General features: G+C 66.5%; 15 protein-coding genes and 1 pseudogene. 6 read left to right on the forward strand and 10 right to left on the reverse strand.

The annotated features are described in order from the left end of the window. Positions 1-3: 3 nt before the first annotated feature. From xdhC to GUV69_RS18030, 3 genes are read right to left on the reverse strand one after another with little or no spacing between them, the layout of a single operon-like run. A complete protein-coding gene (xdhC, locus tag GUV69_RS18020) occupies positions 4-870 on the reverse strand; it encodes a xanthine dehydrogenase accessory protein XdhC (protein ID WP_164204931.1) in 867 nt (288 codons plus the stop codon). A gap of 1 nt (position 871) precedes the next feature. Continuing rightward, positions 872-3,253 carry a xanthine dehydrogenase molybdopterin binding subunit gene (xdhB, locus tag GUV69_RS18025; protein WP_164204933.1) on the reverse strand — a complete coding sequence of 794 codons (2,382 nt, stop codon included), beginning with the start codon at positions 3,251-3,253 and terminating at the stop codon, positions 872-874. Beyond that, entirely contained in the window at positions 3,250-4,749 is a 1,500-nt protein-coding gene (locus GUV69_RS18030; RefSeq protein ID WP_164204936.1) for a xanthine dehydrogenase small subunit, read from the reverse strand. The genes xdhB and GUV69_RS18030 overlap by 4 nt, the downstream gene beginning before the upstream one ends. 75 nt (positions 4,750-4,824) lie before the next feature. Here GUV69_RS18030 and GUV69_RS18035 point away from each other — a divergent pair, with 75 nt between their 5' ends. Both GUV69_RS18035 and GUV69_RS18040 read left to right on the forward strand, forming a co-directional pair. Beyond that, on the forward strand, positions 4,825-5,805 hold the full coding sequence (locus GUV69_RS18035) for an aldo/keto reductase (protein WP_164204938.1): 981 nt from the start codon (positions 4,825-4,827) through the stop codon (positions 5,803-5,805). 31 nt (positions 5,806-5,836) lie between these two features. Next, positions 5,837-6,598: an SDR family oxidoreductase gene (locus GUV69_RS18040; protein WP_164204939.1), complete on the forward strand. Its 762-nt coding sequence runs from the start codon at positions 5,837-5,839 to the stop codon at positions 6,596-6,598. A gap of 27 nt (positions 6,599-6,625) precedes the next feature. On the opposite strand, the pseudogene GUV69_RS18045 reads toward GUV69_RS18040, so the two are convergent. Together GUV69_RS18045 and uraD are read right to left on the reverse strand one after the other, a co-directional pair. Beyond that, a pseudogene (locus GUV69_RS18045) lies at positions 6,626-6,760 on the reverse strand (hydroxyisourate hydrolase); the annotation flags it as partial. Positions 6,761-6,788: 28 nt separating this feature from the next. Next, on the reverse strand, positions 6,789-7,286 hold the full coding sequence (gene uraD, locus GUV69_RS18050; protein ID WP_164204941.1) for a 2-oxo-4-hydroxy-4-carboxy-5-ureidoimidazoline decarboxylase: 498 nt from the start codon (positions 7,284-7,286) through the stop codon (positions 6,789-6,791). Between the two features lie 268 nt (positions 7,287-7,554). On the opposite strand from uraD, the gene GUV69_RS18055 reads away from it, so the two are divergent. Continuing rightward, on the forward strand, positions 7,555-8,958 hold the full coding sequence (locus GUV69_RS18055; RefSeq protein WP_208786673.1) for an MFS transporter: 1,404 nt from the start codon (positions 7,555-7,557) through the stop codon (positions 8,956-8,958). 105 nt (positions 8,959-9,063) lie between these two features. Here the strand turns inward: GUV69_RS18055 and GUV69_RS18060 are convergent, their stop codons facing one another. From GUV69_RS18060 to GUV69_RS18070, 3 genes are all read right to left on the reverse strand, one after another. Beyond that, the gene (locus tag GUV69_RS18060) at positions 9,064-10,020 is read right to left on the reverse strand and encodes a zinc-binding dehydrogenase (RefSeq protein ID WP_164204943.1); all 957 of its coding nucleotides are present in this window, start codon (positions 10,018-10,020) and stop codon (positions 9,064-9,066) included. Positions 10,021-10,225: 205 nt separating this feature from the next. Then, positions 10,226-10,423, reverse strand: coding sequence for a hypothetical protein (locus tag GUV69_RS18065; RefSeq protein ID WP_164204945.1), 198 nt, complete (start codon positions 10,421-10,423; stop codon positions 10,226-10,228). Positions 10,424-10,643: 220 nt separating this feature from the next. Next, positions 10,644-11,438, reverse strand: a complete 795-nt coding sequence (locus GUV69_RS18070) for a CPBP family glutamic-type intramembrane protease (RefSeq protein WP_164206740.1) — start codon at positions 11,436-11,438, stop codon at positions 10,644-10,646. A 174-nt stretch (positions 11,439-11,612) separates the two neighbouring features. On the opposite strand from GUV69_RS18070, the gene GUV69_RS18075 reads away from it, so the two are divergent. Next, the gene (locus GUV69_RS18075) at positions 11,613-11,945 is read left to right on the forward strand and encodes an ArsR/SmtB family transcription factor (protein WP_164206742.1); all 333 of its coding nucleotides are present in this window, start codon (positions 11,613-11,615) and stop codon (positions 11,943-11,945) included. A gap of 13 nt (positions 11,946-11,958) precedes the next feature. Further along, positions 11,959-12,456, forward strand: coding sequence for an SRPBCC family protein (locus tag GUV69_RS18080; RefSeq protein WP_164204947.1), 498 nt, complete (start codon positions 11,959-11,961; stop codon positions 12,454-12,456). Positions 12,457-12,578: 122 nt separating this feature from the next. Here the strand turns inward: GUV69_RS18080 and GUV69_RS18085 are convergent, their stop codons facing one another. Further along, the gene (locus GUV69_RS18085) at positions 12,579-13,220 is read right to left on the reverse strand and encodes an NADPH-dependent F420 reductase (RefSeq protein ID WP_164204949.1); all 642 of its coding nucleotides are present in this window, start codon (positions 13,218-13,220) and stop codon (positions 12,579-12,581) included. Between the two features lie 112 nt (positions 13,221-13,332). On the opposite strand from GUV69_RS18085, the gene GUV69_RS18090 reads away from it, so the two are divergent. Then, positions 13,333-14,160 carry a VOC family protein gene (locus GUV69_RS18090; protein WP_164204951.1) on the forward strand — a complete coding sequence of 276 codons (828 nt, stop codon included), beginning with the start codon at positions 13,333-13,335 and terminating at the stop codon, positions 14,158-14,160. 7 nt (positions 14,161-14,167) lie between these two features. On the opposite strand, the gene GUV69_RS18095 is transcribed toward GUV69_RS18090, so the two are convergent. After that, positions 14,168-14,890 carry a molybdate ABC transporter substrate-binding protein gene (locus GUV69_RS18095; protein ID WP_164204952.1) on the reverse strand — a complete coding sequence of 241 codons (723 nt, stop codon included), beginning with the start codon at positions 14,888-14,890 and terminating at the stop codon, positions 14,168-14,170. Between the last annotated feature and the right edge of the window lie 128 nt (positions 14,891-15,018).

Below are 15,018 nucleotides of genomic sequence, written 5' to 3' on the forward strand. Positions count from 1 at the left end.
ACTTCATAGGTGTTCGCTGGCTGACGGGCTGGGTGAGGTGCCGGCTGAAGATCTGGCTGGGCTGGTGTGAAGGCCGGCTGACGGCAGGGCTGCGAGCAGGTCTGCGGCGGCGCTCACGGCGATGACCGCCGGGGCCTTTCCCCGCACCTCCGGCAGCCCGATGGGGCACTGGATCCGGTCAATCTCAGCCTCGGCGAAACCTTCCGCGGCCAGCTTCTGCCGGAACCGCAGCCACTTGGCCCGCGAACCGATCAGTCCCACGCGTCCCAGGTCTCCCCGGCGCAGCGCTGCGTGGCAGAGCAGGAAGTCCTCGGCATGGTCGTGGCTCATGATGAACACGTGGGCGCCGGGAGGCAGGTCGCCGAGGAACGAGTCCGGAACCGGGGTGTGCACCGGGCGCACGTCCGCTAGCCCCGAGGTCACGTCGGCCAGCCTCGCGGCATCGAGCTGCTCCCCGCGGCTGTCCACCAGGTAAAGGGTCATGGGCATTCGCGAGAGGATGCGGCCGAGTTCGTAACCAACATGGCCGACGCCGAAAATTGCCACCGTGGGAAGCGACAGGAAAGGTTCCAGCAGCACAGTGACCTTCCCGCCGCAGCACTGCCGGCCGTGATCTGTGGGCGCGTGCTCATTGAGCGCGAACTCGGTGGTGCAGGGCGCGGTGATGCCCCGCGCCATCATGTCCCGGGCCTGGTCCACTACGGTGGCCTCGAGATTGCCGCCGCCAATGCTGCCCCAGGTGGCTTCAGCCCCGACCACCATCTTGGCGCCCGCCTCACGCGGCGCATGGCCGCGCACCCCGGACACGGTGGCCAGGACCGCGGGCAGACCCGCGGACCTCAAGTGCTGCAACGCATCCAGCCAGTCCATGTCAGGGCACTGACGCCGTGGCTGACGGGCGGGAGTCGTGCTGGTTGTACGCGGACTGCGGCGTGAGCCTTTCAATTGCCCAGAACACGGCCTCCGGAGTTGCCGGGCTGGCCAGTTCCACGGAGATTCCGGCGGGACCGAAGGCCGCCACCGCCGCCCGCAGGGCCTCGCGGACGCTGATGGCCAGCATCAGCGGCGGCTCACCCACTGCCTTCGAGCCGTAGACCACGCCGCTTTCGGTGGCCCGTTCGAACAGGTGGACGTTGAATTGCTCAGGCATCTCCGAGAAACTCGGCAGTTTGTACGTACTGGCCGACTGCGTGGTCAGGCGCCCCCGCCCGTCGCCGTCGGACACGTCCCACCGCAGGTCCTCAAGGGTCAGCCACCCCGCGCCCTGCACGAAGCCTCCTTCGATCTGCCCAACGTCGATCAACGGCGAAAGGCTGTCGCCGACGTCGTGCACTATGTCTGCCCGCACCTGACGGTACGTGCCCGTGAACCGGTCCACCTCCACCTCGGTGACCGCCGCGCCGTAACTGAAGTACTTGAACGGCTCGCCCTGCATCCGGGCACTGTCCCAGTGCAGACCCTCCGTCCGGTAGTACCCGGCGGCCCACAGCGGGACCCGCTGGAAGTACGCATCGTGGACCACCTCGGCGAAAGTGAGATCGCGGTCGTGGAACCCGATCCCCGTCACCCTGCCGTCGTGGAACCTCACATCATCCGGGTGGATGTTGAGCTTCCGTGCAGCTACCTCGGCCAGCCTGGAGCTGATCTGCTCGCAGGCGTTTTTTACGGCCCCGCCGTTGAGATCGGCACCAGAGCTTGCCGCGGTGGCTGAGGTGTTGGGCACCTTGTCGGTCCGGGTGGGAGCCAGCCTGATGAACGCCAGCGGCACCCCCAGGGCCGTGGCGGCCACCTGGCGCATCTTGGTGTGCAGGCCCTGGCCCATCTCGGTGCCGCCGTGGTTGATGAGCACGGACCCGTCCTTGTAGACATGGACCAGCGCGCCCGCCTGGTTGAACGCGGTGAGGTTGAAGGAGATGCCAAACTTCACCGGCGTTATCGCGAGCGCCCGCTTAGTGTTCGGATGCGCTGCGTTGAATCCCGCGATGTCCTCGCGCCGCCGCGCCACGTCCGCTCGGTCGAGCAGCAATTCCCAGATCGCGGTCAGCCTTTCCGCGTGGCGCACGGGCTGCCCGTACGGTGTGCTCTGACCTGGCTCGTAGAAGTTCCGGCGGCGGAGCTCGCCCGGCTCGAGGCCCAGCAGCGGCGCGCACCGGCCCAGGAGGTCCTCCATCACCAGCATCCCCTGCGGACCGCCGAAGCCGCGGAACGCCGTCTGCGAGGTTTTGTTGGTCTTCGCGATCCGGCCGTGCACCTCGATGTTGGGGATGAAGTACGCGTTGTCGATGTGGCACACCGCCCTCGCCAGGACGGGTTCGGAGAGGTCAAGGCTCCAGCCGCCGTCACTGGTGAGGGTGGCCTTGAGTGCCTGGATGCGGCCGTCGTGGTCGAATCCTGCCTCCCAGCGTGCGTGGAACGGATGCCGCTTGCCGGTCAGGGTGATGTCCTGGGTGCGGTTGAGTCGGAGCCGGACCGGCCGCCCGGTCAGGCTTGCACCCAGTGCTGCCACTGCAGCGAACCCGTGCGGCTGCATTTCCTTGCCGCCGAACCCGCCGCCCATCCTCAGGCACTGCACCGTCACCTGGTGGCTGGAGAGCCCGAGCACATGGGCCACGATTTCCTGCGTCTCGGTCGGGTGCTGGGTGCTGCACTGCACAAAGACCTGCCCGCCGTCGTCGATGGAGGCCAATGACGCCTGGGTCTCAAGGTAAAAGTGTTCCTGGCCGCCGAACTCGAACTCGCCGCTGAACCGGTGTGCCGCGCCCGCCAGAGCCTTGTCCGGCTCACCCCGGGCCAGCCTGGGCTGGTTGCCCTGAAAGCTGCCGGCGGCAATGGCTTCTGTCAGCGTGAGGAGCGACGGCAGCAGCTCATACTCCACCGCCACAGCCTCAGCGCCCAGCCGTGCCGCCTCCAGCGATTCGCCGAGGACCCAGCACACCGCCTGGCCGTGGAACATGACCTCGGTGGGGAAGAGCGGTTCGTCATGTTTGGTGCCGGAATCGTTGATCCCCGGAACGTCCGACGCCGTCAGCACCTTCACGACGCCCGTAACCTCCAGCGCGGGCCCGGTTTGCATCGAAAGGATCCGCGCATGGGCGTGCGGTGCCTGGACCGGCCACGCGTGCAGCACGCTGCGGGACCGGACCACGAGGTCATCGGTGTAGAGGGCGGTCCCGGTCACGTGCGCGTCGGCGCTCTCGTGCGAAACGGGAACACCGACCACAGGATTGACCGGACGGTCTGCCAGGGATTTCATGAGGCCACCTCCAGCACGGGAGCGTTTTCGGCATGGAACTTCAGCAGGGCCTGCCGGAGCATGGCCGAACGGTACAGCGCGCTCGCACGCATGTCGTCGATCGGCGTGCCCTCGCCCGCCATCACGGCGGCCGCCGCAGCCACAGTGTCAGCGGTCCACGGGCGGCCCGCCAGGGCGTCCTCTGTTGCGGAGGCGCGGATCGGCGTGGCTGCCACACCGCCGAGGCCGATCCGGGCCGAGGCTATGACGCCGTCGGTGATGGTGACTGCGATGGCCACCGACACGCTGGAGATGTCGTCGAAGCGCCGCTTGGCGATTTTATAGAACGCGGTGCTGCCGGCCAGCGGCGTCGGAATCCGCACGGCCCGGAGCACTTCGCCGGGCTTCCGCACGCTCTGCCGGTACCCGGTGTAGTACTCCGAGAGCGGAACCTCCCGCTCACCGGCTGCGGAGGCCAGGACTACCCGCGCGTCGAGGGCCAGGAACACCGGGGCGGAATCGCCGATCGGTGACCCGGTGGCGAGGTTCCCGCCGAAGGTTGCGGCGTTGCGGATCAGGCGGGACGCGAACTGCGGAAACAGCTGGCTAAGGAGCGGCACCCGGCCGTCGAGGCTGTGTTCGGCTTCCGACAGGGTGAGGGCTGCCCCGATCTCGATCGTGTCGCCGTCGAGCTTGACTGACCGCAGCTCCTCGAGGCGGTCGATGGCGAGGACCAGCGGGGGACGGGCGTGCCGGAGGTTCACTTCGACGCCGAGGTCGGTTGCTCCTGCCATGAGTTTTGCGTCCGGGTGTCCCTGCAGGACCTGGAGGACTTCGGCCAGCGTTCCAGGGCGAAGAAACTGCGCGCCGCCTTCTGTCCGCGTGTGCTTCGCGGCCGGGGCCGGCCGGTTCTGGCGGGCCAGCAGCGGATCGGCGGCCGGTGGTGCACCGAGAGCATAGGCCGCATCCCGAATGGGCCGATAGCCCGTGCAGCGGCACAGGTTCCCGCTCAGGGCGTGAAGGTCAAACCCGTTGGGGCCGCATTCGTGATCGGTGGCATGCTCTTCACCCACGGCGCCGGTCCCGGTTTCCTTTTGTGCCTGGGCGGGGCTGCGGTCCGGGCGGTAGTACTCGGCCGCCATGGAGCAGATGAAGCCTGGGGTGCAGTATCCGCATTGGGATCCGCCCCGGTCCACCATTTCCTGCTGGACCGGATGGAGGTCTTCCCGGGCGGCGCCGGGCACGGATACCGTACCGAGGCCTTCGGCTGTGATGATTTCCTGGCCGTCAAAAGCCAGGGCCGGAGGCAGACACGCATTCACCGGGGTCCAGCGGCTGCGGTCCGGCCCGTCCGGCCGGGCCACCAGGACCGCGCAGGCCCCGCATTCGCCCTCGGCGCAGCCTTCCTTGGCGCCGGTCAGGCCCTCCCCGCGCAACCAGTCGAGGAGCCGGGTGTGCGGGCTGGTGCCGCTGCAATCGCGGGGCTGCCCGTTCACGACTACCTTAATTCCGTCCATGCTTCATCCTTACTGCGCGTGGGCCGGAAAGCCAGAGCTTGGGAACCGGCGTGTTCTGACCCATATAGTCGTGGAATGGAACAGCGGATTTTAGGCAAGACCGGACGTAGCGTTTCCGTCGTGGGACTGGGCACCTGGCAGCTGGGCGCGGACTGGGGGAACGTGGACCCGGCCCAGGCCCAGGCAATCCTGGCGGCATCGGCGGAGGCAGGGGTCAACTTTTTTGACACCGCCGACGTCTACGGTGACGGCAGGAGCGAGCAGGCCATCGGAACGTTCCTCGCCGGGAACCCCGGGCTGGACATCACCGTGGCCACCAAAATGGGCCGGCGCGTTGACCAGCGGCCTGAGAACTATACGCTGGCCAACTTCCGCCAGTGGGTGGACCGGTCCCGGAAGAACCTGGGCACGGACACCCTGGACCTGGTCCAGCTGCACTGCCCGCCGACTCCGGTGTACAGCAACGCCGAGGTCTATGACGCCCTGGACACGCTGGTGTCCGAGGGTGCCATCCGCCATTACGGCGTCAGCGTGGAGCGCGCCGACGAGGCCCTGGAAGCAATCCGCCACGGGGGAACCGCCTCCGTACAGATCATCCTCAACGCCTTCCGCCTCAAACCCCTGGATGAGGTCCTTCCCGCAGCAAAGGCAGCAAACGTGGGCATCATCGCCCGTGTACCGCTCGCATCCGGGCTGCTCTCCGGAAAGTACACCAAGGAAACCGCCTTCGCCGGGGACGACCACCGGAACTTCAACCGCAATGGCGGCTCCTTCGACGTCGGGGAGACCTTCTCCGGCGTGGACTTTGAACTGGGACTCAAAGCCGTGGCGGAGTTTGAACAGCTGGTCCCGCCCGGAGCCGCCACCGCGCAGGCGGCCATCGCGTGGATCGCAGCGCAGGACGGCGTCAGCACCGTGATCCCCGGCGCGCGCAGCGTGGAACAGGCGACCACGAACGCGGCTGCGGCTTCCGTGCAGGTCACCGAAGAGTTCGACGACGGCGTCCGCTGGATCTACGACCACTACTTCCGCGACGCCATCCACCCCCGCTGGTAGAAGTGTGACGCGATCAGATGAGGAGCTTTCCATGACCACTCCACAGCTGCCGGCACGCATTGCGGTGGTGACCGGGGCCGGTTCCGGAATTGGCCGGGAAGTGGCCCGGCAGATGCTGGCCGACGGCTACCGGGTGGCGCTCGCCGGGCGCCGGGAGGCCCCGTTGCTGGACACGGCGGACGGCCATCCGGAAGCGCTGGTGGTGCCGTGCGACGTCACCCGGCCCGACGACGTCGAGCACCTGTTCGGCAGCGTCGTCCGGCGGTGGGGGCGGGTGGACGTCCTGTTCAACAATGCGGGTATGTTCGGCCCGGCGGCGTCGGTGGACGAGATCAGCCTTTCCCAGTGGGAGGAGGTCCTGGCCGTGAACCTGACCGGCTCCCTGCTGTGCGCCGGCGCGGCGGTCAGGGCCATGAAGGCCCAGGTCCCGCAAGGCGGCAGGATCATCAACAACGGGTCAATTTCTGCCCACTCGCCGCGGCCCCGGACGGTGGCCTACGCCGTCACCAAGCACGCCATGAGTGGCCTGACCAAAAGCATCGAGCTGGACGGGCGGGCCTTTGGCATCACGTGCGGGCAGATAGACATCGGCAATACCGCCACCGACATCATGGACACTATTGGCGTTGGTTCCGGCGCGCTCCAGGCTGACGGCTCGCGGAAGGTCGAGCCGATGTTCCCTGTGGCGGACGCAGCCCGGGCGGTGCTGATGATGGCGGGCATGCCGGCGTCGGCAAGTGTCGGGTCCGTGGTGATTACGGCAGCGGGAATGCCGTTCATCGGGCGGGGCTGACATCGGGCGGGGCTGAGCGGGACCGGCTCAGCTGCCCCGGTAGGTGGAGTAAGCGAACGGGCTGAGGAGCAGCGGCACGTGGTAGTGCGCTTCGCTCTCTGCCAGGCTGAACGTGAGGGCCACCTCCGGGAAGAAGGCTTCGGTGCCGTTGGCGGCAAAGTACTTTCATGGGTGGTGACGTGGGAGGTGCTCATGTGCCCATCAGCCCTTCGAGTCGGAGCAGCGCGATTTCCCGCAACTGCCGGCCAATGATCGGTTCTTCCTGTTCCGGGGTGTTGGCGAGCCGCGTGGTGAGCGCGGCGAGGATCTCCGCCCGGCTGCGGCTGGCCGCCCGGATCAGGAAGACCCGCCCGAATTTCTCCTCGTAGGCCTGGTTGCCTTCCGCCAAAGCCTGCTCGACGGCGGCATCGGCCGCCCCCAGCCCGGCCTGCTCTGACCGGGACAGCCTGGCCTCGGCGCTGTCGCCCTGTGCGCGCTCGCCGATCCTTGGATGGCGGGCCAGCGCCGCCTCGATTTCCGTGCGGGTAAACGGGTCAGCTGCGTCGTTCGCGGCAGCCAGGAGTTCCGCAAGGCTGGAGTACGGCCTGCCGTCGGCGAGCTCATCAAGCCACCGGGGGATGTCCAGGCAGGGGCGAAGGAAATCGACAGCCTCCCGCCGGCCGGCCGCATTGAACTCTTCGAGCTGCATGGTTTCAGCATATGAACCCAGGGCCGGGGTGTCTGTTCCTGCCGGGCCGGAGGGATGCGAGCCATAACAGCAGGTGGACAGTATTTAGACCTCTGTCATATCAATCACGCCTGAATTAGTATTTCCCATTGCCGAATCGGTGCCATAAGGTTGCGGATGTCGCTGACGTGATGCCCGGCACATCGTGCGGTTGTCAGCCACCGTAATTCCCGGGCTACCCGCGCCCCCACGGCTACCAAGGCCAAAGATATGTGAAAGAGAGTCACCGTTGACTAAAGCTGCCTATAACGTCCAGGACGTTATCGACAACACGCCCATGGGGGTGAAGCGCTGGTCCGTCATCGCCCTGTGCTTCATTGTTGCCCTGCTGGACGGTTTTGATACCCAGTCCATTGCCTTCATCGGCCCGGCCATCGCCGAGGATTTCGGCCTGCAGGCCACGGACATGACCTGGGTGATCACCGCCAGCACCATCGGCATGTGCGCCGGGGCCATGACGCTGGGCACTTTCGGTGACCGGATCGGCCGCAAGAAGACGATCATCCTCGCATTGGCCCTCTTTGGCGTCTTTTCCCTGGCCGGCGCCTTCGCCCAGACGCTCGAACAGATCATCGTCCTCCGGTTCCTGATCGGCCTCGGCATGGGCGGCGCAACGCCGGCACTCCTGGCCCTGACCGCGGAGTTCAGCCCGAAGGCCCGCCGCGGAACGTTTATGACCCTGGTGCTGCTTGGCCTCCCGGGCGGCGCGCTGCTCGGCGGCCTGGTGGCAGCGGCCTGGCTCCCCGTGATGGGCTGGCGCGGCATCTTCCTGGTGGGCGGCGTGCTTCCGCTGGCGCTGCTCCTCGTGTGCCTCAAAATGCTCCCCGAGTCCCCGGTGTTCCTGGCTACCAAGCTGACGCCCGCTGCCCAGGCCCAGGCGCGCAAAATCATGGCTGCCATCTCCGGAAAGCCGGTGGATCCGGACGTCGAGCTTGTCACTGAAGACAAGAAGGAGGAAAAGAGCTCCATCTCGGCCCTGTTCTCCGCCAAGTACCGCATGGTCACCATCGCCGTCTTCGCCACGTACCTGCTGAACTGGATCGCCTGGTACCTGCTGCTGCTCTGGATGCCTACAGCCCTCAAGACGCTGGGTCTGGCAGCGTCACAGGCGGCCATGGGCACCGTGACCGTCAACGGCGCCTTCATCCTCTTCGCCATTCCGCTGTCCATCATCCTGCCCAGGGTCAACCCCCGGAAGCTGCTGCTGGCCATGTTCGGCGCGGGGATCCTCGTGGCGCTGGGCCTGGGCCTGGCCGGTTCCAACTTCGCCCTGGTGTTCATCCTGATCGGCCTGGCCGGCTTCGGCATCGGCGGGCAGCAGTTGGCCCTGAACTACCTGATTGCGAATGCATACCCAACCCAGTTGCGCGCCACGGCAACCGGCTGGGGCATCGGCATCGGCCGCCTCGGCTCCATTGTGGGCTCAGCCCTTGGCGGGCTCATCCTGGCCGGCTTTGGCGCCTCGGGTTACTTCATGACCCTGGCCGTGCCGCTGGTGCTCGCCGCCCTGGCCACCCTGCTGGTGCGCAACTCCGTTGCAGCCGCCGCGGTGGAGACCGCCGCAGTAGAAACCGCGGCTGCCGAGGTCGAAAGCGGACCGTCGGCACCGCTGGAGCGTGAACCTGCCCGCTAAGCCCGCGTAGGCGCGGCTGCCGCAGGGGGCAGCTTTAACGGAAGCGGACGACGCCGGGAGGTCCCGGCGTCGTCCGCTTCAGTTTTGCCTGAGGTACTGGGGAACTTAGTCCTGGTATACCGCGATGAAGCGGCCCACAACGCCGCCCGTGCGCAGCTTGTCGATGGCCTGCGGGATGTCCGCCTGGGTGATGAGGTTCATCGGCGGGTTCAGCTGGCCCGACTTCATCAGGGCGTAGAGGTTCTCGAGGTCTTCCTTGGTGCCCGACTTGGAACCCTTGATGGAGAGCTGGTTGACGATCAGCGGGTAGGTGTTAATGGTGGCTTCGAGGCGGCCCATGCCCACCTGCACCAGCGTGCCGAACTCGGCGAGCGTCTCGAGCGCGGCGGCCGTGGTGCTGCCGAAGCCGGCGTAGTCAACGATCAGGTCGAGGTTCTTGTCCTTGAAGGCCTCGATGGAGTCGGCGACTCCTGCCAGGCCGATCTCGTCGGCGAGCTTCTGGGTCTCGGGGTTCACCTCGGCGCCGTAGACCTCCGCGCCGGCGATGACGGCGACGCGTGCCCCGATGTAGCCGAGGCCGCCCAGTCCGATCACGCCCACCTTCATGCCCGCCTTGGCTCCGCCAACAGCCATGATGGCGTGGTATGCGGTGAGCCCGGCGTCAGTTGCCATGGCCCCGAGCTCAAACGAGACCTCGTCGGGCAGCTTCACCAGGTTGTCGTCCGTGGCGAGCAGCTTGGGGCCGAAGCCGCCGTCCCACTTGCCGTAGCCAATGGCGTCGCCGTCGCTCATCACGGGGGAGAGGCCCACCCGGTCGCCGACCTTCCAGTGGTCCATGCCTTCGCCCACTCCGGTGATGACACCGGCGTTCTCGTGGCCCATGGTGCGGGGAAGAACCGGGAACAGCGGCATCCACCCGGCGTCGTCAATGGCGGTGACGTCAGAGTGGCATACGCCTGCGGCCTTGACGCTGACAACCACCTGGCCCGGACCCGCCGTGGGTTCAGCCACCTCGTTGAGTGCAAGCGGGTTATTGGTTCCGGTGAACTGCCATGCCTTCATGGGGCGTCTCCTTAGCTCTTTTGTGAAATCACTTCATGCATATGCATGCACTTATGCTTACTGTACGCAGTTCCCGGCGGGTGGACCCCGAACGTGACGGGGTCGTCAGGAGGGTGTGCCCCGGGGCACACAAAAGAAGCGGACGACCGCTGGAACCCGATGGGGTCCCGGCGACGTCCGCTTCTTTGGTTTTGGTGTGGAGCCGTTAGACGGTGACGAGCTGGCGGTCGTCGCTGCGGACGGTCAGCGTGAAGGTGTTGGGGCCGCTGGCGTGGACCGCGATGCGGCACTTCGTGGTGTTTGCCTTGGCAGAAAGGTCCTGCGCTGCAGCGTCAAGGGTGTGATCGACCGCGGTGCGGTCCCAGATTTTGAGGGTCACAGAGTGGCTGGAATCAAACGTCATTGTCAGTACTTTCGCTCTAGCAGTTGACGGCCCGGTCATCCTTGATAAGGCCGCATCCTCGTCGGTGAGGATTGCTGGTTTAGGTGTGCGGGGCACGGGGCCCTTACTTCATGGTTCATGGTGAGCCGGTGCTGTGGCAACCAAAACGGCGAAAGTGTGATGGATTGCACGTTCGTGTCGTGCGCCTGTTACGCCGGTTCAGGGGCGCCGGCGAGCGTGCTCAGTAAACAAAAATGTCGATCCACGCGCGGTTGTGCGCGTGCAGCAGGACCAGGAACAGCACAAAGTCGAAGAGCAGGTGGATAGCCACGATGTAGGTCAGTGAGCGGGTGAGCGTAAAGAGCTTCGCCTGGAGCAGTGCGAACGGGAAGATGAAAAACGGCGCCCACGCGTGGAACCCGAGCTCCCAGAGGAATGACGTAAAGAGGACCGCCTGGAGCAGGTTGGCCTGCCAGTCGGGGAGGTGCCGGCGCAGGAGTGTGAACGCGGTGCAGATGAAGAACAGTTCGTCCCAGATACCCAGCGCGTTGGTGCCCAGGAACAGCCTGCCGATGCCCTCCGGATCGCTGACGGCCGGCCAGTTCTGATAGACGCCCGTGCTGATCATGTAGACAGGGAGCACCGCATAGCCCAGTGCCGGGACGGCCAGCAGGTACCACTTCTCGGCGCGGGTCCAGGGCTCGTCGGTCCGAAGGGGGAAGCCGATGGCATGGTCCTTGGTGGCGAACCGGGAGACCAGGTACGGAATGCCGACAGCCACGATCATGGCCGTGCCCATGACCAGCATGTGCCCGGTGCTGATGTCCGTGGTGATGGGGACGGCGCTCATGGCCGTCAGGCCCACGCCGATCAGGGCGAGGTCGAGCAGCAGGCGGCGGCTGATGAATCCGGCCAGTAGCAGGGCGGCGCCGAGGAGGATAAATCCGACGAGCCGGTTTTCCAGGGCAAAGAGGGTAAAGCCTGACGCCGATACGAGCGTTGCCGGAATCAGCCGCAGCGATGTGCCGGCCGGCATGGTGGCGGGGCTCGGCCTGACGTCGGATTCTGTTTTGGAGCGCTGGCTCATGCTGGCCTCCGTGGACGGACTCGGGCTGGCGGTGCTGGGTGGTTCCTCCAGCTTACCCGGGGCGCCCCGGCGTCTCTCTGAAAACCTTGACGCGCGTGCATGGCAGGCGTATCGTACAACCAAATGGTTGTATATCAGCTCAGTGATGCGGACGTTGACCGCCTGTTCCAGGCCCTCGCGGACGCTACCCGCCGGGACATCGTCCGGCGGGTGACCCTGGCGGAGTATTCCGTCTCCGGCCTTGCTGCGCTCTACGCCATGAGTTTCGCCGCCGTCCAGAAGCATGTGGCGGTGTTGGAGCGCGCTTCCCTGGTCACCAAGGAGAAGCGCGGAAGGGAGCAGATCGTGCGGGGCAACCACGACGGTTTGGCGAAGGCCCGCCGGCTGCTCGATGAGTATGAGGCGATCTGGCTGCAGCGGGCCGATCGGATCGCGGACATTCTGGCTGAAGGATAAGGAAGGTACGGCAATGCCTGTTATCAGTTCCACCAAGAATCTCGAGGCACTCAGCCTCACCCTCGTCGCCGAGTTCGACGCCGCCGTCGAACGCGTCTGGCAGATTTGGGAAGACCCCCGGCAGCTTGAGCGCTGGTGGGGCCCGCCCAACTATCCGGCCACGTTTGACCGGTTCGACTTCCAGCCCGGAGGAAAGGCCGACTACTACATGACCACCCCGGAAGGCGAGAAGCCGCGGGGCTGGTGGAAATTCAGAACCATTGAGGCGCCGCGCAGGCTCGAATTTGATGACGGCTTCGCTGACGAATCCGGAGTGCCCGTGGATGCCATGGGCAGTGCCCATGCCGCTGTTGACCTTGAGGACATCGGTGGCCGCACCCGCATGACCATCATGTCCACTTTCGATTCCGAAGAGCGGATGGAAGAGATGGTCAAGATGGGCATGGAGGAAGGCATGAAGGAGGCTCTGGGCCAGGTCGATGCAATCCTCGCCGAGCACGCCCGCACCTGAGCGCGGCTCGACGGTTTCACCCAGAAGGCAGGGGTGCGCGCGGCGGGATTTCCCGCGGCGCGCACCCCTGCCTTTGTGGCGACCTGGGTCAGCCGGCGACGGGTGCTACTTGGTGGCCGGTGCTACTTGGTGACCAGGAGTCCGGTGTCCCAGTTGAAATCCTCGAACGCCGGGTTGGCCTGCATGGTCATGAGGACGAACTGGAAGCCCTCGAGTTCGCGGGAACGCTTGAGCGGCCCGACTGCCAGTGGGCGCATGCCGGCCGCGCTGACAAAGGTGCTTACCGCCTCGGTTGCGGCGGCGTCGTCACCGGTGATGAAGACGTCCAGGGGCTGGCCGCCTGATTCGCCCGCCACAAGCGTGCCCGCGAAGGTGGTGTTGAAGGCCTTGACCACGTTGGCGCCGGCCGGAGACAGGGCTGCGATTTCTTCAGCGGCCGAGGAGCCCGGGGCCACGACCAGGGAATCGAAAGTCTCGAAGTCGACCGGGTTGGTGATGTCCACGATGGTCTTGCCCGCGAGCTGGTCGCCGTACGCGGTGACCACTGGTTTGGCGGCTTCGAACGGGACGGCGAGGATCACGATGCTGCCCTGCGGGGCGCTGGCGGTGGTGCCGAACGTGACGCCGGCGCCGAGTTCCGTGGCGAGCGCCTGGGCCTTGGCCGCATCCTGGCCGAGGATCTCGACCTGCTTGCCTGCAGCGACGGCGCGGGTGGCGATGCCACGGGCCATGTTGCCGTTACCGATGATGGTGATGTCAGGCATGGTGTTCTTCTAATCCCGTAAAGTTGAAGAGTCAAGTATTTTCTTCCAGTTATTTTGGGGTACCGGGCCCGGTCATGGCTCGGTAGGCTTGCCCCATGCACGGGAGCGAGCCATGACCCAGCGAAGCTATCCGGAGGGCGTGCCCTCCTGGATCGACACCCGGCAGCCTGATGTCCGGGCAGCCGCTGACTTCTACGGCGGGCTGTTTGGCTGGACGTTCGAGGAGGCCATGCCGCCAGGCGCGCCGGGTACCTATCTCATCGCCAAGCTGGACGGCAGGGACGTCTGCGGCCTGACCGGCACGGAGGGCGGTGCCGCGGCCTGGAGCACGTACATTGCCGTGGACGACGCGGATTCCGCAGCCCGGCGGCTGGCGGCCGCCGGTGCCACCGTGGTGTCAGCGCCCGCCGATGCCGGAGAGGGCGGCCGCGGTGCCGTGCTCACCGATCGCCAGGGAATTGAATTCCGGATCTGGCAGGCCAGACGGCGGCTGGGTGCGCAGGCGGTCAACGAACCCGGATCGTGGAACTTCAGCGACCTCCACACGTCCGACGTTGGTGCGGCCATGGCGTTCTACCGGGAAGCGTTCGGCTGGGAGTTCGACGACCTGGGCTTCGGGACGATGGTCCGCAGGCCGGGCTATGGCGACCACCTCGAGGCCACAACCGATCCGGACATCAGGCAGCGGCAGGCTGACGTAAACACGCCGCCCGGATTCGAGGACGCTGTCGCCTGGTTCGCACTTGCCGCCCCGGGTGAACCGCCACACTGGCACGTCGCCTTCGCCGTGGCCGACCGGGGCCGGACGGTCGCTGACGCAAAGCGGCTCGGTGCCCGGATCCTCAGCGAGGACGACACCGAGTGGACACGCGCCGCGTTGATCCGCGACCCGCAGGGAGCGGAATTCACCGCCAGCCAGTTCACGCCGCCGTCGGGCTGAATGCGCCTTAGGCAGTTTCCAGTCCGTTGGCCTCGTAGGCCGCCCTGGCTTCGGGGCCATGCAGGAAGTCGCGCAGCTCCGCGGCGCCCGCAGGCTGGTCCGCCAGCAGGGACGCAGGGGTGCCCAGCGCCGTCGAGAAGTCCGTGTACTCCTGGATGGCCTCCGGAAGCGGGCCGATGATGACGGACTCCGGCACGAGGACAAGTTCGCTGAGCTGGTGGATGGCGAGGTCGGCGCGGCCGTCCAGCAGCGCCAATGCCGTTGGTCCTGAATCGACCACGGTGGCTTTGGCTTTGACCTGCTCCGCAATCCCGAGCCGTTCCAGCAGTCCGGCGAAGTAGATGCCGCTGGGTCCGCTGCGGGAGTAGGCCACCGAGCGGGCGCTGGTCACCGCGCTTACGAACGCGTCCACGCTGCTGATGTCCGGGATCGCTGCCTCCGGCGCAACGGCAACGCCGACGCCGGTCCGGGCAACGGGCTTGGGGTCCGCCATAACACCGGCCGTCACGAGGTCCGCCAGCGAGCCGGTGATCCCAACCATCACATCCGGCCGGGCTCCCGACTCGATCCGCGTCAGCAGCCGGAACGTTGGCTCATAGACGGCCTCGACCGGTGGCCCGCCGGCCCGGAGGTACGCGGGCAGGATAGTGCCCTCGACTGCCTGTTTGAGCGCAAAGGCGCAGAGCAGCGTGAGGGGCCGGGCGTCGCGGCTGGCAGGGTGGGCGTTCATGTGGGTCCTCAAAAGTAGGGCGCGGTGCCTAAAGTACCGCGCGCTCCCTCAAGACTTACCCTGTGGGAGCGCGCACTGATAACTGTGACGCCCGGCCCGATATTGCCCGCCTGAAGATTGTCCGCCCC

It is taken from the genome of [Micrococcus luteus] ATCC 49442, assembly GCF_010367585.1.
GTDB classification, from domain to species: Bacteria; Actinomycetota; Actinomycetes; order Actinomycetales; family Micrococcaceae; genus Arthrobacter; species Arthrobacter luteus_A.

What these genes read in the sequence shown, in the direction of transcription:
- xdhC (WP_164204931.1), bottom strand. Translation starts at nt 870, where the DNA reads ATGGACTGGCTGGATGCGTTGCAGCACTTGAGGTCCGCGGGTCTGCCC.
- xdhB (WP_164204933.1), bottom strand. Translation starts at nt 3,253, where the DNA reads ATGAAATCCCTGGCAGACCGTCCGGTCAATCCTGTGGTCGGTGTTCCC.
- GUV69_RS18030 (WP_164204936.1), bottom strand. Translation starts at nt 4,749, where the DNA reads ATGGACGGAATTAAGGTAGTCGTGAACGGGCAGCCCCGCGATTGCAGC.
- GUV69_RS18035 (WP_164204938.1), top strand. Translation starts at nt 4,825, where the DNA reads ATGGAACAGCGGATTTTAGGCAAGACCGGACGTAGCGTTTCCGTCGTG.
- GUV69_RS18040 (WP_164204939.1), top strand. Translation starts at nt 5,837, where the DNA reads ATGACCACTCCACAGCTGCCGGCACGCATTGCGGTGGTGACCGGGGCC.
- uraD (WP_164204941.1), bottom strand. Translation starts at nt 7,286, where the DNA reads ATGCAGCTCGAAGAGTTCAATGCGGCCGGCCGGCGGGAGGCTGTCGAT.
- GUV69_RS18060 (WP_164204943.1), bottom strand. Translation starts at nt 10,020, where the DNA reads ATGAAGGCATGGCAGTTCACCGGAACCAATAACCCGCTTGCACTCAAC.
- GUV69_RS18065 (WP_164204945.1), bottom strand. Translation starts at nt 10,423, where the DNA reads ATGACGTTTGATTCCAGCCACTCTGTGACCCTCAAAATCTGGGACCGC.
- GUV69_RS18070 (WP_164206740.1), bottom strand. Translation starts at nt 11,438, where the DNA reads ATGCCGGCCGGCACATCGCTGCGGCTGATTCCGGCAACGCTCGTATCG.
- GUV69_RS18075 (WP_164206742.1), top strand. Translation starts at nt 11,613, where the DNA reads ATGGTTGTATATCAGCTCAGTGATGCGGACGTTGACCGCCTGTTCCAG.
- GUV69_RS18080 (WP_164204947.1), top strand. Translation starts at nt 11,959, where the DNA reads ATGCCTGTTATCAGTTCCACCAAGAATCTCGAGGCACTCAGCCTCACC.
- GUV69_RS18085 (WP_164204949.1), bottom strand. Translation starts at nt 13,220, where the DNA reads ATGCCTGACATCACCATCATCGGTAACGGCAACATGGCCCGTGGCATC.
- GUV69_RS18090 (WP_164204951.1), top strand. Translation starts at nt 13,333, where the DNA reads ATGACCCAGCGAAGCTATCCGGAGGGCGTGCCCTCCTGGATCGACACC.
- GUV69_RS18095 (WP_164204952.1), bottom strand. Translation starts at nt 14,890, where the DNA reads ATGAACGCCCACCCTGCCAGCCGCGACGCCCGGCCCCTCACGCTGCTC.